This is a genomic window from Pseudomonas sp. JC1203, assembly GCF_056175065.1.
Genome location: NZ_JBWCAM010000003.1, coordinates 282,568 through 306,944 on the forward strand (window position 1 = coordinate 282,568; position 24,377 = coordinate 306,944).

Below are 24,377 nucleotides of genomic sequence, written 5' to 3' on the forward strand. Positions count from 1 at the left end.
ATACAGCCCGCCTACCATCCGCTAACCGGCGCCCTAGAGGCGCCGGTGGCCGCAATCATCGAAATCGATAGTGACTATGCTCGCAGGTGGTTTTTCTCGCGCGGCGGGCAGTCGTAGAGTTGGCTCCATGTTCTCCCCCACCCACTCTGGAGCCTCACCATGAAACCAGTAATCACCTTCAGCCTTGCCCTGTCACTGATGGCCACCGGCAGCGCCTTTGCTACCCCGCAGACCGTCACCAGCCACCCCCAGGCCACCGTCGCCCAGGACGGCGCCGAACACGCCCGTGACCGCAACATGCGCATGGCCGAGAACGGCAGCGAGCATGTGTTGCCGCAGCAGCATGCAGACCAGCAGGCGCCGATTTATGTCGCGGAAGTGCGTCGCGAGTTTGGTTCTGACTATCAGCGTTATTGAGATGTTGCGTTGCAAACCAGCCCGGTTCATTGAACCGGGCTTTTTTGTGCCTCGTCCCAAACTACCGAGGCAACACATCAGCCTGGCGTCGGACAAACAAGGCGGCCCCGGGAGATGCCACTGGAACGGCACGCTGGAAACAGACCGTAGGAGCGGCCTGTGGCCGCGAAGCGCCGCGCGGGCGGCGCGCGGTCTCATCGGCGCAGCAGGAACAACGCCCAGCGCATGGCAGCCATGGCCGCGATACCGGTGTGGATGATTTTGAATCCCGCGCGGTGTGGCTGTCTGAAGGTTGCGGGGCCTGGGTGCAGGTCGGGCATGCTGGTGCGCCCACCACGTGCTCGGCGATGTTCCCGCTGCGCCCATGAGACCGCGCGCCGCCCGCGCGGCGCTTCCCGGGCACGGCCCGGTCCCACTGTTTGTTTTCAGCGTGCCATTCCAGTGGCATCTCCGGGGAGCGCCTTGTTTGCCCGGCAGAGAATCGGCGTCGCAACGGTAAAAACGCATGCCCGCCTCACCCCTGCCATACTGCAATTACCCCGCCCACGAGGTAACTGCCATGCAACGCTGCGACGTGCTCATCGTCGGTGCCGGCCCCACCGGCCTGGTGCTGGCCCTGTGGCTGGCTGCCCAAGGCATCCAGCCGCGTATCATCGACCAGGCCATGGAACCGGGCACTACTTCCCGCGCCCTGGCGGTGCAGGCGCGCACCCTGGAACTGTACCAGCAGCTGGACCTCAGCGAGCACATTCTCAAGCACGGCCACACCGTGGCGGCGATCAACCTGTGGGTCAAGGGCACGGCGGTCGCGCACCTGCCGTTCTCCACTATCGGCGAGGGCCTGACGCCCTATAGCTTCCTGGAAATATTCCCGCAGGACGAACACGAGCGCCTGCTGATCGAGCGCCTGCAGGCGCAAGGCGTCAGCGTGGAGCGCGGCGTGACCTTGCGTGGTTTCGTCGACCAGGGCGAGCAGGTGCTGGCGCAGCTGCAACACCACGACGGTCACCTGGAGTCATGCGTGGCCAGCTACCTGGCCGGCTGCGACGGTGCCCGCTCCACGGTACGCAACGCCCTGGGCAGCGGCTTTCCGGGCGGCACCTACCAGCAGATTTTCTACGTCGCCGATGTGGTGGGCCAGGGCCCGGCGTTCAATGGCGAGCTGCACGTGGACCTCGATGAAGCCGACTTCCTCGCGGTGTTCCCGCTGGCCGGCACTGGCCGCGCACGGCTGATCGGCACCGTGCGCGACGAACGCGCGGCACGCGCCGACAGCCTGCAGTTCGATGACATCAGCCGCCGCGCCATCGACCACCTGAAAGTGCAGGTGGACCAGCTCAACTGGTTCTCCACCTACCACGTCCACCACCGCGTCACCGAGCAGTTCCGCCAGGGCCGCACCTTCCTGCTCGGCGACGCGGCGCACATCCACAGCCCGGCCGGCGGCCAGGGCATGAACACCGGTATCGGCGACGCCATCAACCTGGCCTGGAAGCTGGCCAGCGTACTCAAGGGCAGCGCCGACGAGAGCCTGCTGGACAGCTACGAGCAGGAGCGCATCGGCTTCGCCCGGCAACTGGTGGCCACCACTGATCGGGTGTTTACCTTCGCCACCTCCCAAGGCCCCATCGCCGACCTGCTGCGTACCCGCCTGGCGCCTTTGCTGATACCCAGGGCGCTGGCCCTGGGGCCGGTGCGCGAATGGCTGTTCCGCACCGTGTCGCAACTGACCTTGAACTACCGCCACAGTGCACTCAGCGACGGCGTCGCCGGCCACGTGCACGGCGGCGACCGCCTGCCCTGGGTGGCCTTCGAGGGGCGCGACAACTTCGCCCCGCTGAAATCCATCGACTGGCAGGTGCACGTCTACGGCGAAGCCGACGAAAAATTGCGCGCCGTGTGCGAAACCGAAGGCCTGGCCCTGCACGTATTCGCCTGGCAAAGCGCCTTCGACCACGCCGGCCTCGCCCCCAACGCCCTGTACCTCATCCGCCCGGACGGCTACGTGGCCCTGGCCACCGGCGACCACCCCGCCATCACCCTCACCGACTACCTGGCCCGCTGCCCGCGCCGCCCGCCACCGATCTAGCCACCTCACCATCGCGTAGCCGCTGCCGCAGGCTGCGCTGGCCCTGTGCCTCGCTGGAAAACGTGTGGGTTCACACCGGCCAGCGCAGCCTGGCGGCAGCGGCTACAGGGAAATTGCGCTGCATTCACAAGGTTAATCGCGCCCAAGCGAAACGGCTGGGGAGACTAAGCTAACCGCCACTGCCCCCACCCCGAGGCCCCGCCATGGACGAAGCCGCCTATCTCGCACAACTCCAGCAGCGCTGGGCCCAGGCCTGGCCCGCCAACGTGCCACGCACTGCGCAATACCCCCTGGGCGAACGGCCGCTCACCGACTACCTGCGCCATTGGGCCAGCACCCAGCCCGAGCAGGTTGCGCTGCACTTCTATGGCCACACCCTGACCTTCGGTGAACTGGACCACCTCAGCGACCGCTGCGCCGCTTTGTTGCGCGAATTGGGCGTGGGCGTGGGCGACCGGGTGGCCGTGCTGCTGCCCAACTGCCCGCAGACGCACATCGCCTTCTTCGGCATTCTCAAGGCCGGCGCCGTGCACGCCCCGGTCAGCCCGCTGTCCCAGCACTTGGAGCTGGCCCATCAACTGCACGACTGCGGCGCCACCGTGCTGATCGGCCTGGACCAACTGATGAACCTGGTACAGCAGGTACGCGACCGCACCGCGCTGCACAGCCTGATCGCCACCAGCCTCAGCGAACTGTGCCCGGCACAACCAACGCTACTGCTGCCCGACCTGCTGGTGGCACCGAAGCTGCAGGTGGCCGACGCCCTCGACTTCTACCCGGCTCTCGCGGCCTGCCACGCACAGGTGCCGACGCATCACGTGCAGCTGGACGACATTGCCGCGCTCAACTACACCGGCGGCACCACCGGCCTGCCCAAGGGCTGCATCCACACCCACCGCGACATGCTCTACACCTGCGCCAGTTTCGTGCCCACCGCGCTGGGCTGCGACCGCCACGCGGTGAGCCTTAACTTCCTGCCGCAGTTCTGGATTGCCGGCGAAAACGCCGGGCTGCTATTCCCCATCTACAGCGGCTGCAGCCTGGTGTTGCTGGCGCGCTGGGACTCACTGGCGTTCATGGCCGCCGTGGCGCATTACCGGGTGACTCACACCGGCATGCTGGTGGATAACCTCGCCGAGGTGCTGGACCACCCGCAAGTGGCCGAGCACGACCTGCGCTCGCTGCAGCGGGTGGGGGCGATTTCCTTCATCAAGAAACTGACCCTGGACTACCGCCGGCGCTGGCACGCGCTGACCGGCTGCACATTATTCGAATTCAGTTTCGGCATGACCGAAACCCACACCTGCGACACCTTCACCTACGGCCTGCAGGCCGAGGACAACGACCTGCGCGAAGCCCCGACTTTCGTCGGCCTGCCGGTGCCAGGCACGCAGTTCAAAGTGTGCGATTTCGACAGCGGCGCGCTGCTGCCGCTGGGTGCCACCGGTGAGCTGTGCCTGCGCTCGCCCGCCGTGTTCAAGGGCTATTGGCAGCGCCCTGAGGCCAGCGCCGAGGCCCTGCGCGACGGCTGGCTGCACACCGGCGACCTGGGGCAGATCACCGAGCAGGGCTTTATCCGCTACCTGGGCCGGCGCCGGGAAATGCTCAAGGTCAACGGCATGAGTGTGTTCCCCAGCGAACTGGAAGCGCTGCTCGGCCAACACCCCGCCGTGCAGGCCAGCGCAGTGCTGGGGCGCGCCCATGCGGCGCGGGGCCAGGAGCCCGTGGCCTTCATCGTGCTCAAGCCCGGCAGCAGCGAGACCGCCGCCAGCCTGGCGCAGTGGTGCCTGGGCGCCATGGCCCGCTACAAGGTCCCGCAGGTGCGGTTAGTAGCGCACCTGCCCATGACCGCTACCGGTAAAGTCAAGAAACAGGAATTGGAAGCCTTACTGTGACCCAAGCCATCACCACCCTGCTGATCGCCAACCGTGGCGAGATCGCCATCCGCATCGCCCGCGCCGCCGCCGAGTTGGGCATCACCAGCGTTGCGGTGTACAGCGAGGACGACAGCGAAGCCCTGCACCGGCGCAAGGCCGACCGCCAGGTGCCCCTGCACGGGCGCGGCGCCACCGCATACCTCGACCAGGCGCAACTGCTGGCCATCGCGCGCGCCGAAGGCTGCGAGGCGATTCACCCCGGCTACGGTTTCCTCAGTGAAAACGCCGACTTCGCCCGGGGCTGCGCCGAGGCCGGGCTGACCTTCGTCGGGCCGTCGCCGCAGACCCTGGCGCTGCTGGGCGACAAGGCCCGCGCCCGCGCCCTGGCGGCGCAGTGCGGAGTGCCCATTGCCAGCGGCAGCGACGGCGCCGTGGACCTGGCGGCAGCGCGGCGCTTGCTGCAACACGGCCCTGTCATGCTCAAGGCCCTGGCCGGCGGCGGTGGCCGCGGCATGCGCGCGGTGCGCGACGACAGCGAGCTGGCCGCAGCCTTCGCGCTGTGCCAGGCCGAGGCCCAGGCGGCCTTCGGCCAGGATGCCCTGTATGCCGAGCGCTTGATCGAGCAGGCGCGGCATATCGAGGTGCAGGTAATCGGCGACGGCACCCGCGCAAGCCACCTGTGGGAGCGCGATTGCAGCCTGCAGCGCCAGCACCAGAAACTGCTGGAGATCGCCCCCGCCCCCTTCCTCGCCCCGGCCCTGCGCCAGCAACTGCTGGACGCGGCCCTGACCCTGGCGCGCGCCTGCGAATACCGCGGCATCGGCACCTTCGAGTTCCTGCTCGACGAGGCCCGTGGCCAGTTCGTGTTCATGGAGGCCAACCCGCGCCTGCAAGTGGAGCACACCATCACCGAGGCCATCACCGGCGTCGACCTGGTACAGGCCCAGTTGCGCCTGGCCCAGGGCTACAGCCTGGCCGAGCTGGGCCTGGCCGAGCCGCCCGTGCCGCGTGGCGTGGCCGTGCAGGCGCGGGTCAACCTTGAGCGCATGCAGGCTGACGGCAGCGCGCGCGCCAGCAGCGGGCTGATCAGCGCGTATGAGCCGCCCAGTGGTGCCGGGCTGCGGGTAGACGGCTGCGGCTATGCCGGGCTGCATAGCCACCCGGGCTTCGACTCGCTGGTGGCCAAGCTGATCGTGCGCGCCGATGACCTGCCCACGGTACTGCGCCGCATCTACCGGGCGCTGTGCGAGTTTCGCCTGGAAGGCGTGGCCAGCAACATTAGCTTTCTGCAGAACCTGCTGCTGCGCCCGGAACTGGCTCGGCAAGCGCTGACCACCGCGTTCATCGGCGCCCAACTGCCGGCCCTGCTGGCGGCACCGCAGGCGCCGCACCCCAGCCTGTTCGCCGCCACCGCCGTGGCGCTGGGCAGCGCCGCGCAACACCCGCAAGCGGCGCTGCCCCCAAGCTGCGTGGCGGCAACGGCGCCCAGCGCGGGCGTGCTGGTCAGCCACGAAGTCGCTATCGGCGACCCGGTACGCCAGGGCCAGGACCTGGCGGTGCTGGAAGCCATGAAAATGCAGTTCGTGCTCAAGGCCCAGTGCGATGCCATCGTCGAGCAGCTGCTGGGAACGCCGGGCGACAGCGTCAGCGAAGGCCAGGCGCTGGTGGTCCTGCAACCCGCCGAACTGGGCGCCTACGACTCACACAGCGAACAGGCCGTGGACCTCGACCAGCTGCGCGCCGACCTCGCCGAAGCCCTCGACCGACACGCGCTGACCCTCGATGAGCGCCGCCCCAAGGCCGTCGCCAAGCGCCACGCCAAGGGCCTGCGCACTGCCCGCGAAAACCTCGCCGACCTGCTCGACCCGGGCAGCTTCAGTGAATACGGCAACCTTGCCCTGGCCGCCCAGCGCCGCCGGCGCAGCCTGGAGGAGCTGATTGCACAAAGCCCGGCAGACGGCCTGGTGGCTGGCACCGGCACGGTCAACGCCACGCTGTTCGGCGCGCAGGCCGCCCGCTGCCTGGTGCTGGCCTACGACTACAGCGTGTTCGCCGGCACCCAGGGCATGATGAACCACAAGAAGACCGACCGCCTGCTGGGCCTGGCGCGGGAGTGGCAGCTGCCGGTGGTGCTGTTTGCCGAAGGCGGCGGCGGCCGCCCCGGCGACAGCGATTTCGTCGGCGTGGCGGGCCTCGACTGCCATACCTTCGTGGCCATGGCCGGGCTGTCGGCACAGGTGCCGCTGGTGGGCGTGGTGTCGGGCCGTTGCTTTGCCGGCAATGCCGCGCTGCTGGGCTGCTGCCACGTGATCATCGCCACCCGCGACGCCAGCATCGGCATGGCCGGCCCGGCGATGATCGAGGGAGGTGGCCTGGGCCGCTTCAGCGCTGAAGAAGTCGGCCCCAGCGTGGTGCAAAGCGCCAACGGCGTGATCGACGTACTGGTCGAAGACCAGGCGCAGGCAGTGGCGATGGCCAAGCGTTACCTGGCCTATTTCCAGGGCCCGTTGGGCGACTGGCAGTGCGCCGACCAGCGCCTGCTGCGCCACGCCATCCCGGAAAACCGCCTGCGCGGCTACGACATTCGCACGTTGATCGCCACCCTGGTGGACACGGGTTCCTGCCTGGAACTGCGCCGCGACTTCGCCCCCGGGCTGATCACCGCCCTGGTGCGCATCGAAGGCCGGCCCTTCGGCCTGCTGGCCAACAACCCGTTGCACCTGGGTGGCGCCATCGACGCGGCGGCCGGCGACAAGGCCGCGCGCTTCATGCAGCTGTGCGACCGCTTCGGCCTGCCGCTGCTGTCGTTGTGCGACACCCCGGGGTTCATGGTCGGCCCGGCAGCGGAACAGCAGGCCACCGTGCGCCACGTGTCACGCCTGTTCGTCACCGCTGCCAGCCTCAGCGTGCCGTTCTTTACCGTGGTGCTGCGCAAGGGCTACGGCCTGGGCGCCCAGGCCATGGCCGCCGGCAGTTTCCACAGCCCGGTGTTCACCATCGCCTGGCCCAGCGCCGAGTTCGGCGCCATGGGCCTGGAAGGCGCGGTGCAGCTGGGCTTTGCCAAGGAGCTGGCGGCGCAGCAAACGCCCGCGCAGCGCCAGGCGCTGTACGACAAGCTGGTGGCCAAGGCCTACCAGAATGGCAAGGCGATCAACATGGCCAGTTTTCTCGAAATCGATGCGGTAATCGACCCACAGGACACCCGCGCCTGGCTGATTCGCGGGCTCAATGCGGTGCCGCCGCGCAAGCACGGGGCGAGCCCGGGGTTTGTCGATACCTGGTAATCACTTTTTGCCGGATTTCGCCCGCTTGGCCTCTTCCAGCGCGTAACGGCGGCAGTGCTCCAGGTAGCCCATTTCGTGGCTGGCCACCAGTTGCACCACGCTCTCCCACAGCCAGGACGGTGCGTCCAGGGTGCGCGAGCGGTTCAGCTGCAGGTCCTTGATCCAGCTGGCGCGGGTGGCCAGGTCCATCTGCCGGGCGTGGGCCAGGCCCACCACCCGCGCCAGGTAGGCAGCCACGCGCATGGCCTCCACTTGGGTGAGCTGGTCCAGTTCCAGCTTCATGTCCTGGGGCAGCAGTTCGCGGATGAAAAAGCCGTTGTCGAGCATGCGCGTGGTGAGCATGCGGTTGCCCAGCCCTGGCGACAAGTGCCGGGCGCCCTCCACCACGCGTTGGCCGTTGTCACGCGGCATGGACGCGCGGGCAGCGCGCGGTGCGGCGGCGCCCACCGCCTGCTTGATGTCGATCAGGCAGTAGTCGGGGTCGTCGTCATCGCCCACGCCCAACAGCGCCGCGTAGCGGTTCAGGCCCAGTGAGCTGCAGCCCTTGACCCAGTAGGCCGAATCCAGCAGCTCGACGCGATCATCCCTGGAGCGGCCCTTGAGCGAGGTCACCAGCGCATGAATCTCGTCGCTGGCGCAAAGCTTCTTCAAGGCCGTGCGCTCTTCTTTCGCCAGCGGCCAGAAGTGCTTGCCCTGGGGGATGGTGGGGCGGGTGTCTTCGATGCGCTCCTGGGCCAGGTGTTTCCAGGTGCGCTGCACGGCGCTGCGCATGCCGGCTTTTACCTGGGCCGGGCGCGGCGGGTCTTCGTCGACGTTGGTTTCGAAGGCCAACTGGTAGCCGCGCATCATCTCTTCGAGCATCTTCGCGGTGGCCACCCCTGGCAGGTCGGAGCCACGTGCGGCGGTGGCCAACGACAGCGCCAGGCGCACCAGGTCGTGGGCCGGGTTGCCGATGACGGTCTGGTCGAGGTCGCGGATATGGATGTCGATCTTGCCTTTCAGGTCACCCGTGGGCCCCAGGTTGCCGGCGTGGCAGTCACCACAAATCCACACCGCCGGCCCACTGGGCAAGCGCTTGCCTGGTTGGCTGTGCAGCCACTGGTAAAACTGCACCGTGCTGCCACGCACATACGCGTGGGCGGAACGGGCCATTTTCAGGTTGCGAAGTTCGGTAAGCGGGGCAAGGCGCGCGGAGGGTCGGGGTGTTTTCATGGGGGCGTCTTTGGCTGGTGTGTGCAGTGGACTGATGGCCGTCATAAATGTTTCAAAATATTTCCAGATACCCGTAGCAGCAGCCGCCAGGCCGCGTCCCGCCACACCACCCTCACATCTGGCAGAACCGCAGACGGTTGCCGAACGGGTCGTACACTTCCAGCACCTGCCCCCAGTCCTGCTGCACGATATCGGGCCGCGCATTGCCGTAGCGCTTGGCGACCAACTCATCGCGCAGCTGTTCTATGTTGTGCATCGGAATAAACACCGTCGCCCCCGGGCAGGCATCGCCGTGGTGTTCTGACAGGTGCAGTTGCAGCGCGCCGCGGCGAATGCCCAGGTACAGCGGCAGGCCGGCTTCGAAACGGTGCTCGAACTCGACGCTGAAGCCCAGGAAATCGAGGTAGAACTCGCGGGACTTAGCTTCATCGAAGCTGCGCAAGATGGGGATGGGGCTGTCGAACGTGGGTGCGGTCATGGTTTCCTCCTGGAACGGATGTGTGGGGGGCATGCCCCCTGACGCGGCCGTTGTTGTGGGAGCTGGCTTGCCAGCGAGCTGTTGAGGCCCTAAAAACTCGCTGGCAAGCCAGCTCCCACAAAGACAGTTGCTGCTACGGGGATATTGTAAGGGCTTGGATGAGGGCGTCGAGGGTTTGGGGGGCGGCGGCGTGGTGGGTGGCGCAGCGTTGCCGGTCCCAGGCCATGGCGTCGTCGGTGCAGTAATCGCCCACGCACAGGGCGTCCAGCGGGCTATCCAGCAGCCCCAGCGGAATCCACATATACGGCTGGCCACGCAAGGCGTTGGGCACGGTGGAACCGCATTGGCTGCAGAAGTCATTGCGGTAGCCGCTGGGCTTCTGCCAGGTGGTGATGGCGGCCTCGCCAGCGTGCCAGTGGAAGTCGACGGCCTTCACCAGGGTAGCGAGGTTATGCCCCACGCCCGTCTGCCGGCGGCACAAGGTGCAGTGGCAGCGGTAGAAGGTTCGCGGCGCCGCTTCGAGGCTGAAGCGCACGGTGCCGCACAGGCATTGTCCTGACGTCATGACCATTCCCTTGAAATAAACAACCCTTGTAGCAGCGGCCGCCAGGCCGCGTCAAAAATCACCGCCACCCTGGGCAACGGTCGCCTGCCGATACTGCCGCGGGGTAAACCCGGTCAGCGTCTTGAACTGGCGGCTGAAGGCACTGTGGTCGGTGTAGCCGCACTGCATCGCCACCTCGGTGATCGGAAGCTCGCTGTGCAGCAGCCGATGGGCATGTTCCAGGCGCACCTTGTGGATCATCTGCCGGGGCGTGAGGTGGAAGACGCGCTTGCAGTAGCGCTCCAGCTGCGCCACTGAAATCCCGGCAATACGGGTCAGCTCGGCCATGCTGATGGGCCCCTGGAAGTGCCCGCGAATGTACTCGTCCACCGCCGCCAGGCGCTGGTACGCCGGGTGGCTGGCGCTGGCCGTCTGCAGGTCTACGGAGATGCCGGCGAGGCCGATGATTGCACCGGCGTGGTTGTAGATGGGCTGCTTGTGGGTGAGGCACCAGCCCGGCTCGCGGCTGCCGTACAAGTGCAGCTCCAGCTGGTCCTCAAGCACCAACCCTTCTTCCAGCACGCGGCGGTCCTGCTCGGTGTAGCCAGGGCCCAATTGTGCGGGGAACACCTGGGCGCTGGTCTTGCCCAACAGCGGCTGCAGGCGCTTGAAACCGCAACGCTGCAACAGGGTGCGGTTGGCCAGGCGATAGCGCGCCTGGGTGTCCTTGATGAAGATCACCGCGTTGGGAATCACGTCCAGCATGGGCAGCAAGGGCGCCACGCCGGCGAGCATTTCATCCAGTGTTTGCGGGCGGTTCAGGGCGTTGCCCTGGCCCAGCAGCGTCAGTGCATCCAGGGTCATGGACCAGGCTCCTCACGGCGGCGCGTACCGCCATGGCAGCGCTGCGGCCGGCCAGCTTGCCGCAGTGTACGGATGCTGTCCAGCAGCTGAAACCTTTCTACCAATTGTGCCGATTTCGTCATGGCCGCTGGTGAAAACCATCAAGTAAAGCAGTGCCGCAAGGTTCACTGTAGAGCCCACGGGAAGCGCCCCCAACGCGCCGCCCAACAATAACGACTGCAATGCGACATCAACTCCTGCCGACCAATAACACACAAGAAGGCGACGCCATGTCCGGCACAGGCAAGTTCAAGAAACAACTCTCATTGGTAGACCTGACCTTCATCGGCTTGGGTGCCATTTTCGGTTCCGGCTGGCTGTTCGCGGCCAGCCACGTGTCCACCATCGCCGGCCCCGCGGGTATTTTCTCGTGGATGCTGGGCGGCTTCGCGGTACTGCTACTGGGCATCGTCTACTGCGAACTGGGTGCCGCCCTGCCCCGCGCCGGTGGCGTGGTGCGCTACCCGGTTTTCTCCCACGGCCCGTTGCTGGGCTACCTGATGGGCTTCATCACGCTGATCGCGTTTTCAAGCCTGGTGGCCATTGAAGTGGTCGCCGCCCGTCAATACGCGGCCGCCTGGCTACCGGCACTGAGCCAGCCGGGCACCGGCAACCCGACGCTGCTGGGGTGGCTGTTGCAGTTCGCGCTGCTGTGCCTGTTCTTCGCGCTGAACTACTACAGCGTCAAGACCTTCGCCAAGGCCAACAACTTCATCAGCATGTTCAAGTTCATCGTGCCGCTGCTGGTGATCGGCGTGCTGTTCACCTTCTTCAAGCCGGCCAACTTCACCGTGCACGGCTTCGCCCCGTTCGGCCTGTCCGGCGTGGAAATGGCGGTGTCGGCCGGCGGCATCATTTTCGCCTACCTGGGCCTGACGCCGATCATTTCGGTGGCCAGCGAAGTGCGCAACCCGCAACGCACCATTCCTATCGCGCTGATCCTCTCGGTGCTGCTGTCCACCGGCATCTACGTGCTGCTGCAGGTAGCGTTCCTGGGTGGCATTCCAACCGAGATGCTCAGCCAGGGCTGGGCCGGCATCAGCAAGGCGTTCTCGTTGCCTTACCGCGACATCGCCCTGGCACTGGGCGTGGGCTGGCTGGCGTACCTGGTGGTGGCCGACGCGGTGATTTCGCCCAGTGGCTGCGGCAACATCTACATGAACGCCACGCCGCGGGTGATCTACGGCTGGGCGCGCACCGGTACCTTCTTCAAGGTGTTCACCCGCATCGACGAAAAATCCGGCATCCCCCGCCCGGCGCTGTGGCTCACCTTCGGCCTGTCGCTGTTCTGGACCCTGCCGTTCCCCTCTTGGGAAGCGCTGATCAACGTGGTGTCCGCCGCCCTGGTGCTGAGCTACGCCATCGCGCCAATCTCGGTGGCCGCCCTGCGCCGCAACGCCCCCGGCATGCCACGGCCATTCCGGGTGAAAGGCTTCGCGCTGCTGGGCCCGGTGTCGTTCATCGTCGCCGCGCTGATCGTCTACTGGTCGGGCTGGGGCACCGTTTCCTGGCTGCTGGGCCTGCAAATCCTGATGTTCGTGGTGTACCTGCTGTGCCAGCGCCTGGTGCCCACCGACCACCTGAGCATCGGCCAGCAAGTGCGTTCCTCGGCCTGGCTGATCGGCTTCTACGCCGTGACCATTTTGCTCTCCTGGCTGGGCAGCTTCGGCGGCCTGGGCGTGCTTGGCCACCCTTACGACACCCTGGCCGTGGCCGCCAGCGCGCTGGTCATCTACTACTGGGGCGCCGCCACCGGCGTGCCGGCCCACCTGGTGCGCCTGGACGCGGACGATGCCGAAAGCGAAGCGGTGGAGAACGCCGGCCGCCTGCAACCGGCGCACCTGCCCCACGCCACTACCCGTTAATTCAACCTGGACGAATCCATGAAACAGGTACACGTGATCGATTCCCACACCGGCGGTGAACCCACGCGGCTGGTGATGAAAGGCTTCCCGGCGCTGACCGCCAGCACCCTCGCCGGCCAGCGCGACGAGCTGCGCGAACTGCATGACGACTGGCGCCGCGCCTGCCTGCTGGAGCCTCGCGGCAACGACGTGCTGGTGGGCGCCCTGTACTGCCCGCCGGTGTCGGCCGACGCCACCTGCGGGGTGATCTTCTTCAACAACAGCGGCTACCTGAACATGTGCGGCCACGGCACCATCGGCCTGGTGGCCTCCCTGCAGCATTTGGGGCTGATTGGCCCGGGCGAGCACCGCATCGACACGCCAGTGGGCCAAGTCAGCGCCACGCTGCATGCCGACGGCGCCGTCACCGTCGGCAACGTGCCGTCGTACCGCTACCGCCAGCGCGTGCCGGTGCAGGTGCCCGGCCATGGCCTGGTGCACGGCGACATCGCCTGGGGCGGCAACTGGTTCTTCCTGGTGGCCGAGCATGACCAGGTGTTGGAACTGGCCAACGTCGAGGCCCTCACCGCGTTCACCTGGGCGCTGCTAAAGGCCCTGGAAGCCCAGGGCATCCACGGCGAAGGCGGCGCGCTGATCGACCACGTGGAGCTGTTCGCCGCCGACCCGCACGCCAACAGCCGCAACTTCGTGATGTGCCCCGGCAAGGCCTACGACCGCTCGCCGTGCGGCACCGGCACCAGCGCCAAGCTGGCGTGCCTGGCCGCCGACGGCAAGCTGGCCGAGGGCGAGCGGTGGGTGCAGGCGAGCATCACCGGCAGCCAGTTCGAAGGCCGCTTCGAATGGGAGGGCGAGCGCATTCGCCCGTTCATCACCGGCCGCGCCTACATGACCGCCGACAGCACCCTGCTGATCGACGAGCAAGACCCGTTTGCCTGGGGCATCTGAGCCCCGCTTTTTCGCACTCATTGACTATTGGAGAACGCACCATGACCGACAACATCTTCACCGGCTGCATGCCCGCCCTGATGACTCCATGCACCGCCGCGCGTACCCCGGACTTCGACGCCCTGGTGGCCAAGGGTCGCCAACTGATCGAAGCCGGCATGAGCGCCGTGGTCTACTGCGGTTCCATGGGTGACTGGCCGCTGCTCACCGAAGCCCAGCGCCAGGAAGGCGTGGCGCGCCTGGTGGCCGCCGGCATCCCGACCATCGTCGGCACCGGCGCGGTCAATAGCCGCGAAGCCGTGGCCCACGCGGCCCATGCCGCCAAGGTGGGCGCCCAGGGCCTGATGGTGATTCCGCGGGTGCTGTCGCGTGGCGCCTCGCCGGCCGCGCAGAAGGCGCATTTCAGCGCCATCCTCAAGGCCGCGCCACAACTGCCGGCGGTCATCTACAACAGCCCTTACTACGGTTTCGCCACCCGCGCCGAGCTGTTCTTCGAACTGCGCCGCGAACACCCCAACCTGATCGGCTTCAAGGAATTCGGCGGCGCCGCCGACCTGCGCTACGCCGCGGAAAACATCACCTCCCAGGATGACGACGTGACCCTGATGGTGGGTGTCGATACCCAGGTGGTGCACGGCTTCGTCAACTGCAACGCCACCGGCGCCATCACCGGCATCGGCAACGCCCTGCCGCGCGAGGTGCTGCACCTGGTGGCGCTGAGCAAGCAGGCGGCCAAGGGCGACGCCCGCGCCCGCCGCCTGGCGCGCGAACTGGAGGCGGCGCTGGCGGTGCTGTCATCGTTCGATGAAGGCTGCGACCTGGTGCTGTACTACAAGCACCTGATGGTGCTCAACGGCGACCTGGAATACAGCCTGCACTTCAACGAAACCGACGTGCTCAGCGACGCCCAGCGCCGCTACGCCGAACAGCAGTACGCGCTGTTCCGCCAGTGGTACGCCGCCTGGTCGGCCGAGCAGAACCAGGCCTGACACCCTTGCCGCGCCGGGCCCTGGGGCCCGGCCTCGTGACCTTTTAAGGATGCACCATGACACTGACAGGCAAGCTGCTGATCGGCCGCCACGCCGTCGCCGGCAACGGCGCCGAGGTTTACGCCATCAACCCCGCCACCGACCTGCCGCTGCAACCCGGCTACGCCAGTGGCAACCGCGAGCACGTGGCTCAGGCCTGCGCCCTGGCGTGGGACGCCTTTGACGTCTACCGCGAGACGCCGCCGGCCGCCCGCGCAGCCTTCCTGCAGGCCATCGCCGAGGAAATCGAAGCCCTTGGCGACACCCTGATTGACCGCGCAGTGGCCGAAACCGGGCTGCCACGCGCACGTATTCTTGGCGAACGCGGGCGCACCTGCCAGCAGCTGCGCACCTTCGCCCGCACGGTGCTGGACGGCGAGTGGCTGGATGCGCGCATCGACCCCGCCCTGCCCCAGCGCCAGCCCCTGCCGCGCGCCGACCTGCGCCAACGGCACATCGCCCTGGGCCCGGTGGCGGTATTCGGCGCCAGCAATTTCCCCCTGGCCTTCTCGGTGGCCGGTGGCGACACCGCCTCGGCCCTGGCCGCCGGCTGCCCGGTGGTAGTCAAGGCCCACGGCGCCCACCCCGGCACCAGCGAACTGGTGGGCCAGGCCGTGGCCCGCGCCGTGCAGCGCTGCGAACTGCCGGACGGGGTGTTCTCGCTGCTGTTCGGTTCGGGCCGCGAAGTGGGCATCGCCCTGGTGAGCGACCCGCGCATCAAGGCCGTGGGCTTTACCGGTTCGCGCAGCGGCGGCCTGGCCCTGTGCGACGCGGCCCACGCGCGGCCGGAACCGATTCCGGTGTACGCGGAAATGAGTTCGATCAACCCGGTGCTGCTGTTCCCGGCCGCCCTGCAGGCACGTGGGGAAGCGCTGGCCCAGGCGTTTGTCACGTCGCTGACCCAGGGCGCCGGGCAGTTCTGCACCAACCCCGGCCTGGTCATCGCCCAGCGTGGCGCTGCCCTGGAACGCTTCAGCACAGCCGCCGTGGCGGCGCTTAAGGTCGCCCCCGCGCAAACCATGCTGACGCCCGGTATCTTCCAGGCCTACCAGCAGGGCGTCACAGCGCTGGCCAGCAACCCGCTGGCGCATACCCTGGGCCAGGGCCTGCCCGCCAACGGGCCAAACCAGGGCCAGGCCCAGCTGTTCATTGCCGACGCCAGCGACTTCCTCGGCGCCCCGGCGCTGCAAGCCGAAGTGTTTGGCGCCGCCTCACTGATTGTGCAGTGCGACGATGACCAGCAAGTGCGCCAGGTGCTCGAACACCTGGAAGGCCAACTGACCGCCACCCTGCACCTCGACGACGCCGACCTGCCCCAGGCCCGCGCCTTGCTGCCGGTGCTGGAGCGCAAGGCCGGGCGCCTGCTGGTCAACGGTTGGCCAACCGGCGTCGAAGTGTGCGACGCCATGGTGCACGGCGGGCCGTTCCCGGCCACCTCAGATGCACGTGGCACCTCGGTCGGCACCGCAGCCATCCTGCGCTTCCTGCGCCCGGTGTGTTACCAGGACTTCCCCGACAGCCTGTTGCCCGTGGCCCTCGGTGCCGCCAACAACCTGCAGCTGCGGCGTCTGGTCGACGGCCACAGGGAGGCATGAGCCATGAACCAGCCCTTCGTTGCACCGGCCACGGCGGACGTCGCCGTGGTCGGCGCCGGCATCATCGGCGTCACCTGCGCCCTGGCCCTGGCGCGCCAAGGCCGCCGGGTGCTGGTCCTCGACCGCCAGGCGCCAGGCCTCGGCGCCTCCTACGGCAACGCCGGGCACCTGGCCACCGAGCAGGTGTTCCCGATCGCCGACGTGTCAATTCTCAAGCGCCTGCCGGCCATGCTCATGGACCCCATGGGCCCGCTGCGCCTGGACTGGAAGTACCTGCCCCGCGCGCTGCCGTGGTTCACCCGGCTGCTGCTGAACCTGCGGCCGGCGCCGTTCCAGCGCACCGTGGCCGGTATCCGCGCCCTCAACGAAGGCAGCCTGGGCGCCTGGCAGCGCCTGTTGGCCAGCGTGCAGCGCCCCGGGCTGCTGAAGGAGGATGGTTCGCTGCTGGTGTTCGAGCGCCCCGAATCCCGCGCCGCCCTGGACGCCTTGCAGGCGCGCATGCGCCAACAGCAAGTGCCGGTGGACTTCTGGGCCGCCGACGCCGTGCGCCAGGCCGCGCCGCAACTGAGCGAACACCTGCAGGGCGGGCTGTTCTTCCCCGCCACCGGGCATTTCATCGACCCCTACACCGTGCTCACCGAACTGGTGGAAGCCGCCAAGGGCTGTGGCGTGCAGTTCCTGCAGCACAGCGTGCTCGACGGCCGCCTCCACGACGGCGGCGTGGTGCTGAACACTGACCAGGGCGCGATTGCTGCGCGCCAGGTGCTGCTGGCCTGCGGCGCGCATTCGGCGCCGCTGACCAGGCGGCTGACCGGCAAGCAGGTGCCGCTGGACACCGAGCGCGGCTACCACCTGATGCTACCGGCAGAACAACACCGCCTGCCGTTCGCCGTCACCTCGCTGGAACGCAAGTTCATCATGACCCCCATGGCAGGCGGCCTGCGCCTGGCCGGCACGGTGGAATTCGCCGGCCTCGACGCGCCGCCGTCCATGGCCCGCGCGCGGCAGCTGCACCGCCTCAGCCAAGGCCTGTTCAGCCGCGACCTGGACGCCAGCGGCGCCACCGAGTGGATGGGTTTTCGGCCGTCGCTGCCCGATTCCCTGCCGGTGATCGACCGGGTGGCAGGCGGCAAGGTGCTGTTGGCGTTCGGGCACCAGCATCTGGGCCTGACCCAGGCGGCGCTGACCGCGGAGATGGTCGCCGCGCTGGCCAATGGCGAGGCACCCGCTTCGAGCGCCTACCGCCTGGATCGGTTCTGACGCCTGGCGGCTTTTGTGGGAGCTGGCTTGCCAGCGAGCTGTTGAGGCCTTAAAAGCTCGCTGGCATGCCAGCTCCCACAGGTCCTTCCCCTGGCGCCTCGGCGTCAGGAATCCGGCGAAGGCTTGCAGCCGCGCCATTTATCGCATTTGCCTGCATTTTTTTTGAATCAACCGCGCCCCGCCGTGTTCCCAACCACATGGCACGATGGAGGCGCCCATGAACCCACAGCTCTACGTCATCGAATACCTGCTACACGGCAAACCGGCCTCGTTCATCATCCGCCTGGAAAAAATGGACAACGCCCTGGCCTGGCACTGGGCCAGTTGCGACGCAGGGGTCGGCATCATCCCCAAATTCGGCCGCCAGCAAACCCGCCAGGTTAGCCGACCCATGGCCGAGCGCTACGGCATTACCGAGGTGAAATGGCGCCTGGCCGGCCAACGCGCCAGCCCCCGCGAAGGCACGGATGAAACGGCTTCATCGGAACCTGCAGAGAGCTGATCGATAGCGCTTTAATTGCCAGGAGTACATTTGTACTCCGGTCCGTTTTTTCCACTGAACGCTGAACAATCCCCTATTACGGCAGAGGGCTTCCCCATGGGCACGTCACTTCAAGGCAAGAAAATCCTGGTGATCACCAGCAACACCGGCATCGAGCGCGATGAACTGCTCCAGCCGCTGGAAACCCTGCGCGGCCTGGGCGCCACGCTGGTGCACGCCTCTATCAAGGGCGGCGCCACCCAGACCTTTCAGCAGGACACCGAGAAGGACCGCACGGTGGAGTCCGATACCCGCCTGGCGGAGGTGAAAGGCGCCGACTTCGATGCCCTGGTGATCCCCGGCGGCACCGTCAACGCCGACACCCTGCGCCAGGACAAGGACGCGCAGCGGCTGGTCAACGAATTCGTCAAGGCCGGCAAGACCGTGGCCGCCATCTGCCATGGCCCCTGGGTGTTGATCGACGCCGGCGTCATCGAGGGCAAGACGCTGACCTCCTACGCCAGCGTGCGCACTGACCTGGTCAACGCCAAGGCCGCCGGCTGGGTGGATGAAGCGGTCAAGCAATGCGGCGCCAACGGCTGGACGCTGATTACCTCGCGCACGCCCAAGGACCTGCCGGCATTCAACGACGCCATCGCCAAGGCGCCCCTGTAGCAGCGGCCGCAGGCCGCGTCACTGGCCCAACCGTGTCGCCAGGAAATCAATGAAAGCCCGAGTCTTGGCAGGTAACGGATCGCTGTTGGGAAACACCACGCTCACCGGTTGCTGCGGCAGGCTGCAATCGGGCAACAAGCGGCGCAAGGTTCCCTCGGCAAGGTCCTGTGCCACCAGCCACTCGGGCAGCACCGCCACGCCAAGGCCTGCAACGGCCATGGCACGAATGGCGGAGGCCGCGTTGGCGTGGAACGCAGCCCGGCCACTGACCTGCACCGGGCTGCCATCGTCACGGCGCAACGTCCACTGGGTTGGCTTGGCCAGGTTGCTGTTGGCAATCCACGGCAGCCGGTCGACGTCTTCGCCCCCCGCCTCCAGCAACGCTGGGGCCGCCACCAGCACGATGGCGTACTGCGCCAGTTGGCGACACTTGAAACCCGAATCACGCAGGCTGCCCAGGCGCACCACCAGGTCGAGTTTTTCCGCCACCAGGTCGTTCAGCGACGAGTTCACCTGATAGCTGATGCCCAGGTCCGGGTATTGCGCCACGAACGCCGGCAGCAACGGCAGCACGAAGCGCTCGCCATATTCGCTGGTAGTGCTGATGCGCAAGGTGCCGGCAATCCGGTGGCTGCGTTGCATGACCTTGTCGAACGCGCTGTCGATGCTGGCAACCACGGCCTTGAAATCCTGGTGGAAGGCCTGCCCGCTCTCCGTCAAGGCGATGGCACGAGTGCTGCGGGTCAGCAACGTAACGGCCAGGGCCTGCTCCAGGGATTTCACGTGCAGGCTGGCCATGGCCTTGCTGATGCCCAGATGCTGCGCTGCGCGGGTATAGGAACCGAAGTCGACTACGGCCAGGAAGGTCTGGATGCGATGCAGTTGGGTATGGATGGCGACGCCGCTCATTGTTCACTCCTGTCAAACACTGTTTCCAGTCTACTGCCATCGACAGCGCCCCACCACGGTCCCTATCCTGCGCTGCCACGAGGATCGACCATGACCTACCGTTACCGCATAGCCTGCGTATTCGTGCTGGGCTTCTTCATCGACTGCATCAACATCTTCATGTCTGCGGTGGCCATGCCATCGATCGCCGGTGCGCTGCAGGTCAGCCGCGCCGATGTTGCCTGGGTAGCCAATGCCTACATCCTCGGGCTGACCCTGGTGATGCCCATCAGCCCCTGGCTGGCCGGCCGTTGGGGCCCGCGCGGGTTGCTGGCGTTGTCCATGCTGGTATTCGCCCTGGCGGCGTGGCAGTGCGCCGGGGCTGCTACGTTCGCGCAGCTGGTGGCCTGGCGCCTGCTGCAAGGCATGGCGGGTGGGTTACTGATACCGGTCGGCCAGGCCCTGACCTTCAACCTGTTCCAGGGCGCCGACCGCGCGCGTATTTCAACGCTGGTGATGGTGGTCGCGCTGCTTGCCCCCGCCCTTGCGCCAACCCTCGGTGGTTTCATTGTCGACCGTGGGTCGTGGCGCTTGGTATTCATCTGCAACGCGCCACTGGCACTGCTGGCCGCAGCATTGGCGTGGCTATGGGTGCGCGAGGCAGCCGATGCGAGCGTGCTGCGCCCGGACATCAAAGGCCTGCTCCTGGTGAGCGCCGCGCTGGCCTGCGTGCTGCTGGGCCTGTCGCTCTATGGCAGCCCTGCAGCCCTGCCCTGCCTGGCCTTCGGCGCATTGTGGGGGGGCCTGTACATCCGCCACTACCGCCGCACACCCCACCCCATCGTCGACCTGGGCTTGCTTGGCAACGCCAGGCTGCGCACCTCAGTACTGGTCTACCAGGCCATTCCCGGCATCTTCACGGGCGTTAACCTGCTGAACATTTTCTACCTGCAGGACACCCTGCGGTTCAGCGCACAGCGTACTGGCCAGCTCATGCTGCTGTATGCCGGCGGCGCCCTGGTCGCCATGCTGGGGTGCGGCGTTGCCTACGCCCGCCTCGGCGCCCGGCGCCTGTTCATGCTGGGGATGGGCATGCACAGTGCCGGCATCGCGCTGCTGGCCCTGGCCGACAGCCGCGCCGACCTGCCGCTGTTGGTGCTGGCCTATGCCCTGATGGGGCTGGGCGGCGGTATCGGCGCCAACACCGCGCAGACCACCGCGTTGCTGGACTTCAGCGGTCAGGCCACGCAGCGGGCCAGCGTTATCTGGAACATCAACCGCCAGGTAGCCTTCAGCCTGGGTGCGGCACTGATGCTGGTGATCTACACGGCATCGGCCCAACACTTGGCCGCTGGCCAGGCCTACCACTTCACGTTCTTGATCGCCGCCTTGCTGGGGCTTCTGCCACTGCTGCAGCTCACTTCATTGCCTGTTCAAAAGGACTGCCATGCCCACCACCAAGCTTGAGCGCGCCTGCCACAGCGTGCATCACGTACACGAACACATTCACACCGCCTTCAGCGCTGCCCAAGGCCCCGCCCAGACGGCAATCGCCGAGCTGATGCCCGCCTTCGCCGACGACTTTCGCATGGTCACCACCCAGGGCGTCGAGGTGAACCGCCAGCAGGTCGCCAACATGTTCCAGGGTGCGGCCGGCGCCAGGCCGGGCTTGCAGATCCAGGTCAGCGACGTGCAAGTCGTCTGGGAGGAAGGCAGTGGCGTGACCCTGCGCTACCGCGAGGTGCACCGGCTGCACGGCGTCGAAACCGCGCGTTGGTCGGTGGTGGCAATGAGCGTCACCGAGGCCGGCGTGCGGTGGCATTTTTTACAGGAAACGGCGGTCTGAATACTTTCTGATCCCGACAAATGGCCGGCATTTCCCCCCTGGATTGGCGCATGATCAGCGTTTAGTTTTGACGGGGCATGATGCCGTGCCAGACAGACCCATCAAGCTCAGGAACTGGGACCGTGCCTGGCGTCTGCTGGGCGACCACCTGCAGTGCCCGGTGTGCGGGCAGTCGCAATTGGCGACCAAGGCCTACACGCCTTTCGTCCACGGCAAGGACTGCTCGGCGCGCACCGAGCAGAACCAATACCCATGGCTGGACCTGGACGCGATATTGCGTTCGGTGCTCAAGGACGCCTGACTGGCCCGCCTCCAGGCCGTAGCAGCTGCCGAAGGCTGCGTCCCCACTGCGGGGCCTGGGACGCGGCCTTTGGCCGCTGCTACGGGGTGTAGCATCAGTAAGCTGCGGCGCTCAGCAGTTCGCGGGTGTAGGCCTGGCGCGGCTGGGTGAATAGCCGCTCGGTGCTGCTGTACTCCACCACCCTGCCCGCCTGCAGCACCATCACCTGATGCGCCAACGCGCGCACCACCGCCAGGTCGTGGCTAATGAAAATATACGCCAGGCCATGGTCGGCCTGCAGCCGCCGCAACAACGCCAGAATCTGTTTCTGCACCGAGCGGTCCAGCGCCGAGGTCGGCTCGTCCAGCACGATCAACTGCGGCTTGAGCACCAGTGCCCGGGCAATGGCAATGCGTTGGCGCTGGCCACCAGAGAATTCGTGGGGGTAGCGGTGCCGGCAACCCGGATCCAGGCCCACCTCATGCAAGGCCTCGATCACCAATGCCTCGCAGGCATCGGGCGGCAATTGCCGGTGCACCTGCAAACCCTCTGCGATGATCTGCAGCACGCTGAGGCGCGGGCTGAGGCTGCCGAACGGGTCCTGGAACACCACCTGCACGTGCGCCCGCCAGGGGCGCATGGCGCGGGCGCCGAGGCCTTGCAGCTCGCTGCCCTGAAATTGCACGCTGCCCTGGGACGGGATCAGCCGCAGCAGCGCCTGGCCCAGGGTGGACTTGCCCGAGCCCGACTCGCCGACGATGCCCAAGGTCTGCCCACGCCGCACCTGCAGGTCGACGCCGTCCACCGCGTGCAGCCACTGCTTGCGCCACGGCCAGCCGCCACGGGCAAAGGCCACGCGCAGGTCACGCACCTGCAACAGCAGCGGCGCGTCGGGGTCGGCGTGCACCCGGCCACCCGGTTCGGCGTCCAGCAGCTGCCGCGTGTAGGGGTGCCGGGGGTGGGCGAACAGCTCGGCGCTGGCGCCCTGCTCGACTATCTCGCCGCCGCGCATCACCGCCACCCGCTGGGCAATATCGCGCACCAGGTTGAGGTCATGGCTGATCAGCAACAGCGCCATGCCCAGGCGTTGCTGCAGGTGCTTGAGCAGCGCCAGGATGCGCCGCTGCACGGTGACATCGAGGGCGGTGGTGGGCTCGTCGGCAATCAGCAGTTGCGGCTCGCAGGCCAGGGCCATGGCAATCATCACCCGTTGGCGCTGGCCGCCGGACAGCTGGTGCGGGTAGCTGCCCAGGCGCTGGCGCGGGTCGCGGATGCCCACCAGTTCCAGCAGTTCGAGGATGCGCGTGCGCGCCTCGCGGGCGCTCATGCCCTTGTGCAGCCGCAGGGTTTCCGCCAACTGTTTTTCCACCGTGTGCAGCGGGTTCAGCGAACTCATGGGCTCCTGGAACACCATGGCGATGCGGTTGCCGCGCAGCGCCTGCAGGCGCTTGGCGCTGGCGCCCAGCAATTCCTCGCCGTGGTAGCGAACGCTGCCCTGGGTGCGGGTGGTTGCCTTGGGCAGCAGTTGCAGGATGGAGTGCGCGGTCACCGACTTGCCCGAGCCGGACTCGCCCACCAGCGCCAGGCACTCGCCGGGGTAGATGTCCAGGTCCAGGCCGTGCACCACGGGCGTGCCGTTGAAGGCCACGCGCAGTTGCCGAAGGGTGATAAGCGGGTCGGTCATGTCAGGCACTCGGGTCGAAGGCGTCACGGCAGGCTTCACCGATGAACACCAGCAGGGAAAGAATCAGCGCCAGGGCGAAGAACGCCGTCAGCCCCAGCCAGGGCGCCTGCAGGTTGTTTTTGCCCTGGCCGATCAGCTCGCCCAGGGAGGCGGTGCCCACCGGCATGCCGAAGCCGAGAAAGTCCAGCGCCGACAGCGTCGAGATGGCGCCGGTGACAATGAACGGCAGCCAGGTCAGCGTGGCGTTGAAGGCGTTGGGCAGGATGTGCCGCAGCATCAGCCGGCCGTCGCTCACCCCCAACGCCCTGGCCGCGCGCACGCACTCAAGGTTGCGCCCACGCAGGAACTCGGCGCGCACCACGTCCACCAGCGCCAGCCAGGTGAACAGGGCCATGATGCCCAGCAGCCACCAAAAGTTCGGCTCGACGAAGCCCGACAGAATGATCAGCAGGTACAGCACCGGCAGCCCCGACCAGATCTCCAGCAGGCGCTGGCCCAGCAGGTCCACCCAGCCACCGTAGTAACCCTGCAGCGCGCCGGCGGCGACGCCAATGACGGTGCTGACCACGGTCAGCGCCAAGGCGAACAGCAGCGACACCCGCGCGCCGTAAATGACCCGCGCCAGCACGTCGCGCGCCTGGTCGTCGGTGCCCAGCCAATTGTCTTTCGACGGCGGGCTGGGGGCAGGCCCGGCAAGGTCGTAGTTCACGGTTTCGGCACCGAATGGGACCGGCGCGAACAGCATCCAGCCGCCCTGCCCCTCGATCAGTTGGCGCGTGGAGGCCGCACGGTAATCGGGCTGGAACGGCAGCTGGCCGCCAAAATCCTGCTCGGTGTAGCGCACCAGCGCCGGAAAGTAATAATGGCCCTTCCAGGCCAGCAGCAGCGGCTTGTCGTTGGCCAGCCCTTCGGCGCCCAGGCACAGGCCCAGCAGCGCCACGAACAGCCACAGCGACCACCAGCCACGGCGGTGCTGGCGAAAGCGCAGCCAACGGCGGCGCGCCACGGGGGAAAGCGCGAACATGC

20 protein-coding genes and 1 pseudogene are annotated in these 24,377 nt (G+C 67.3%); 14 read left to right on the top strand and 7 right to left on the bottom strand.

The window, feature by feature from the left end:
- The first annotated feature begins 159 nt into the window (after positions 1–159).
- The 4 genes from AC0SZ7_RS06670 to AC0SZ7_RS06685 all read left to right on the top strand — a co-directional run bounded on the left by AC0SZ7_RS06670 (position 160) and on the right by AC0SZ7_RS06685 (position 7,667).
- A complete protein-coding gene (locus tag AC0SZ7_RS06670; RefSeq protein ID WP_475503637.1) occupies positions 160–417 on the top strand; it encodes a hypothetical protein in 258 nt (85 codons plus the stop codon).
- 559 nt (positions 418–976) lie between these two features.
- Positions 977–2,506, top strand: coding sequence for an FAD-dependent monooxygenase (locus AC0SZ7_RS06675; protein WP_475503638.1), 1,530 nt, complete (start codon positions 977–979; stop codon positions 2,504–2,506).
- A 203-nt stretch (positions 2,507–2,709) separates the two neighbouring features.
- Positions 2,710–4,401 carry an AMP-binding protein gene (locus AC0SZ7_RS06680; protein ID WP_475503639.1) on the top strand — a complete coding sequence of 564 codons (1,692 nt, stop codon included), beginning with the start codon at positions 2,710–2,712 and terminating at the stop codon, positions 4,399–4,401.
- Positions 4,398–7,667, top strand: coding sequence for an acetyl-CoA carboxylase family protein (locus AC0SZ7_RS06685; RefSeq protein WP_475503640.1), 3,270 nt, complete (start codon positions 4,398–4,400; stop codon positions 7,665–7,667). Before AC0SZ7_RS06680 ends, AC0SZ7_RS06685 begins: the two co-directional genes overlap by 4 nt.
- Here AC0SZ7_RS06685 and AC0SZ7_RS06690 read toward each other — a convergent pair whose 3' ends face one another.
- From AC0SZ7_RS06690 to AC0SZ7_RS06705, 4 genes and pseudogenes are all read right to left on the bottom strand, one after another.
- A complete protein-coding gene (locus AC0SZ7_RS06690; protein ID WP_475503641.1) occupies positions 7,668–8,879 on the bottom strand; it encodes a DUF2252 domain-containing protein in 1,212 nt (403 codons plus the stop codon).
- Positions 8,880–8,991: 112 nt separating this feature from the next.
- Positions 8,992–9,369, bottom strand: a pseudogene (locus AC0SZ7_RS06695) (glyoxalase superfamily protein); the annotation flags it as partial.
- Between the two features lie 121 nt (positions 9,370–9,490).
- The gene (locus AC0SZ7_RS06700) at positions 9,491–9,922 is read right to left on the bottom strand and encodes a GFA family protein (protein WP_475503642.1); all 432 of its coding nucleotides are present in this window, start codon (positions 9,920–9,922) and stop codon (positions 9,491–9,493) included.
- A gap of 51 nt (positions 9,923–9,973) precedes the next feature.
- Positions 9,974–10,765: a helix-turn-helix domain-containing protein gene (locus AC0SZ7_RS06705; RefSeq protein WP_475503643.1), complete on the bottom strand. Its 792-nt coding sequence runs from the start codon at positions 10,763–10,765 to the stop codon at positions 9,974–9,976.
- Positions 10,766–11,034: 269 nt separating this feature from the next.
- Between AC0SZ7_RS06705 and AC0SZ7_RS06710 the strand changes: the two genes are divergently transcribed.
- The 7 genes from AC0SZ7_RS06710 (at position 11,035) to AC0SZ7_RS06740 (ending at position 18,653) form a co-directional block, all read left to right on the top strand.
- A complete protein-coding gene (locus AC0SZ7_RS06710) occupies positions 11,035–12,669 on the top strand; it encodes an APC family permease (protein ID WP_475503644.1) in 1,635 nt (544 codons plus the stop codon).
- A gap of 18 nt (positions 12,670–12,687) precedes the next feature.
- A complete protein-coding gene (locus tag AC0SZ7_RS06715) occupies positions 12,688–13,614 on the top strand; it encodes a 4-hydroxyproline epimerase (protein ID WP_475503645.1) in 927 nt (308 codons plus the stop codon).
- A gap of 41 nt (positions 13,615–13,655) precedes the next feature.
- Entirely contained in the window at positions 13,656–14,603 is a 948-nt protein-coding gene (locus AC0SZ7_RS06720; protein WP_475503646.1) for a dihydrodipicolinate synthase family protein, read from the top strand.
- A gap of 56 nt (positions 14,604–14,659) precedes the next feature.
- Positions 14,660–16,237, top strand: coding sequence for an aldehyde dehydrogenase (NADP(+)) (locus AC0SZ7_RS06725; protein ID WP_475503647.1), 1,578 nt, complete (start codon positions 14,660–14,662; stop codon positions 16,235–16,237).
- 3 nt (positions 16,238–16,240) lie between these two features.
- Entirely contained in the window at positions 16,241–17,497 is a 1,257-nt protein-coding gene (locus AC0SZ7_RS06730) for an NAD(P)/FAD-dependent oxidoreductase (RefSeq protein ID WP_475503648.1), read from the top strand.
- 217 nt (positions 17,498–17,714) lie between these two features.
- Positions 17,715–17,999 (top strand): DUF6555 family protein, encoded by a 285-nt coding sequence (locus AC0SZ7_RS06735; RefSeq protein ID WP_475503649.1) that lies wholly within the window; start codon positions 17,715–17,717, stop codon positions 17,997–17,999.
- Positions 18,000–18,095: 96 nt separating this feature from the next.
- A complete protein-coding gene (locus AC0SZ7_RS06740; protein ID WP_475503650.1) occupies positions 18,096–18,653 on the top strand; it encodes a type 1 glutamine amidotransferase domain-containing protein in 558 nt (185 codons plus the stop codon).
- 18 nt (positions 18,654–18,671) lie between these two features.
- Here the strand turns inward: AC0SZ7_RS06740 and AC0SZ7_RS06745 are convergent, their stop codons facing one another.
- On the bottom strand, positions 18,672–19,562 hold the full coding sequence (locus AC0SZ7_RS06745; RefSeq protein ID WP_475503651.1) for a LysR family transcriptional regulator: 891 nt from the start codon (positions 19,560–19,562) through the stop codon (positions 18,672–18,674).
- A gap of 90 nt (positions 19,563–19,652) precedes the next feature.
- Here AC0SZ7_RS06745 and AC0SZ7_RS06750 point away from each other — a divergent pair, with 90 nt between their 5' ends.
- The 3 genes from AC0SZ7_RS06750 to AC0SZ7_RS06760 all read left to right on the top strand — a co-directional run bounded on the left by AC0SZ7_RS06750 (position 19,653) and on the right by AC0SZ7_RS06760 (position 21,688).
- Positions 19,653–21,008, top strand: a complete 1,356-nt coding sequence (locus AC0SZ7_RS06750) for an MFS transporter (RefSeq protein WP_475503652.1) — start codon at positions 19,653–19,655, stop codon at positions 21,006–21,008.
- The gene (locus AC0SZ7_RS06755) at positions 20,989–21,387 is read left to right on the top strand and encodes a DUF4440 domain-containing protein (protein ID WP_475503653.1); all 399 of its coding nucleotides are present in this window, start codon (positions 20,989–20,991) and stop codon (positions 21,385–21,387) included. Before AC0SZ7_RS06750 ends, AC0SZ7_RS06755 begins: the two co-directional genes overlap by 20 nt.
- 85 nt (positions 21,388–21,472) lie before the next feature.
- Positions 21,473–21,688 (top strand): hypothetical protein, encoded by a 216-nt coding sequence (locus AC0SZ7_RS06760; RefSeq protein WP_475503654.1) that lies wholly within the window; start codon positions 21,473–21,475, stop codon positions 21,686–21,688.
- A 94-nt stretch (positions 21,689–21,782) separates the two neighbouring features.
- Here the strand turns inward: AC0SZ7_RS06760 and AC0SZ7_RS06765 are convergent, their stop codons facing one another.
- Both AC0SZ7_RS06765 and AC0SZ7_RS06770 read right to left on the bottom strand, forming a co-directional pair.
- Complete coding sequence (locus AC0SZ7_RS06765; protein WP_475503655.1) at positions 21,783–23,351, bottom strand: ABC transporter ATP-binding protein; 1,569 nt, start codon at positions 23,349–23,351, stop codon at positions 21,783–21,785.
- A 1-nt stretch (position 23,352) separates the two neighbouring features.
- Complete coding sequence (locus AC0SZ7_RS06770) at positions 23,353–24,375, bottom strand: ABC transporter permease (RefSeq protein ID WP_475503656.1); 1,023 nt, start codon at positions 24,373–24,375, stop codon at positions 23,353–23,355.
- Between the last annotated feature and the right edge of the window lie 2 nt (positions 24,376–24,377).

Excerpts from the sequence above, each read along its gene's own strand:
- AC0SZ7_RS06765 (WP_475503655.1), bottom strand. The coding sequence starts at position 23,351 with ATGACCGACCCGCTTATCACCCTTCGGCAACTGCGCGTGGCCTTCAAC.
- AC0SZ7_RS06730 (WP_475503648.1), top strand. The coding sequence starts at position 16,241 with ATGAACCAGCCCTTCGTTGCACCGGCCACGGCGGACGTCGCCGTGGTC.
- AC0SZ7_RS06770 (WP_475503656.1), bottom strand. The coding sequence starts at position 24,375 with ATGTTCGCGCTTTCCCCCGTGGCGCGCCGCCGTTGGCTGCGCTTTCGC.
- AC0SZ7_RS06715 (WP_475503645.1), top strand. The coding sequence starts at position 12,688 with ATGAAACAGGTACACGTGATCGATTCCCACACCGGCGGTGAACCCACG.
- AC0SZ7_RS06750 (WP_475503652.1), top strand. The coding sequence starts at position 19,653 with ATGACCTACCGTTACCGCATAGCCTGCGTATTCGTGCTGGGCTTCTTC.
- AC0SZ7_RS06745 (WP_475503651.1), bottom strand. The coding sequence starts at position 19,562 with ATGAGCGGCGTCGCCATCCATACCCAACTGCATCGCATCCAGACCTTC.
- AC0SZ7_RS06680 (WP_475503639.1), top strand. The coding sequence starts at position 2,710 with ATGGACGAAGCCGCCTATCTCGCACAACTCCAGCAGCGCTGGGCCCAG.
- AC0SZ7_RS06710 (WP_475503644.1), top strand. The coding sequence starts at position 11,035 with ATGTCCGGCACAGGCAAGTTCAAGAAACAACTCTCATTGGTAGACCTG.
- AC0SZ7_RS06670 (WP_475503637.1), top strand. The coding sequence starts at position 160 with ATGAAACCAGTAATCACCTTCAGCCTTGCCCTGTCACTGATGGCCACC.
- AC0SZ7_RS06700 (WP_475503642.1), bottom strand. The coding sequence starts at position 9,922 with ATGACGTCAGGACAATGCCTGTGCGGCACCGTGCGCTTCAGCCTCGAA.
- AC0SZ7_RS06740 (WP_475503650.1), top strand. The coding sequence starts at position 18,096 with ATGGGCACGTCACTTCAAGGCAAGAAAATCCTGGTGATCACCAGCAAC.
- AC0SZ7_RS06720 (WP_475503646.1), top strand. The coding sequence starts at position 13,656 with ATGACCGACAACATCTTCACCGGCTGCATGCCCGCCCTGATGACTCCA.
- AC0SZ7_RS06675 (WP_475503638.1), top strand. The coding sequence starts at position 977 with ATGCAACGCTGCGACGTGCTCATCGTCGGTGCCGGCCCCACCGGCCTG.
- AC0SZ7_RS06690 (WP_475503641.1), bottom strand. The coding sequence starts at position 8,879 with ATGAAAACACCCCGACCCTCCGCGCGCCTTGCCCCGCTTACCGAACTT.
- AC0SZ7_RS06755 (WP_475503653.1), top strand. The coding sequence starts at position 20,989 with ATGCCCACCACCAAGCTTGAGCGCGCCTGCCACAGCGTGCATCACGTA.
- AC0SZ7_RS06705 (WP_475503643.1), bottom strand. The coding sequence starts at position 10,765 with ATGACCCTGGATGCACTGACGCTGCTGGGCCAGGGCAACGCCCTGAAC.
- AC0SZ7_RS06725 (WP_475503647.1), top strand. The coding sequence starts at position 14,660 with ATGACACTGACAGGCAAGCTGCTGATCGGCCGCCACGCCGTCGCCGGC.
- AC0SZ7_RS06735 (WP_475503649.1), top strand. The coding sequence starts at position 17,715 with ATGAACCCACAGCTCTACGTCATCGAATACCTGCTACACGGCAAACCG.